Annotated in this window: 1 pseudogene; it reads right to left on the bottom strand. The window is 77.8% G+C overall.

Features of this window, described 5'->3' with window-relative positions:
• A pseudogene (locus G3I42_RS37455) lies at nt 1–252 on the bottom strand (magnesium-translocating P-type ATPase); the annotation flags it as partial.

Genomic DNA, 252 nt, shown 5'->3' with positions numbered 1-252 from the left:
GGGTGAGGCCCACCGCGACCGCGACGGCGAACGGCAGCGTCTGCGCCCCCTGCCCCTGCGCCACCGCGTCCGCGCACAGCACGAGCGGCGGGACGAGGAGCATGAACCGTACGAGCGTCCAGGCCACCGAACGCACCGAGGCGGCGAACGCGCTCGCCGGACGCGGCGGCCCGTCCCAGGCACCGAGCAGCCGCGTCCGCGTCCCGGTCGCCGTCACGAGCCCCGTCGCCGTGCCGCTCGCGACGGTCGAGC

Source organism: Streptomyces sp. SID11385 (assembly GCF_010548245.1).
GTDB lineage: Bacteria > Actinomycetota > Actinomycetes > Streptomycetales > Streptomycetaceae > Streptomyces.
Note: the sequence above shows the minus strand (reverse complement) of the source record. Positions and strands in the feature narration are given on the sequence as shown.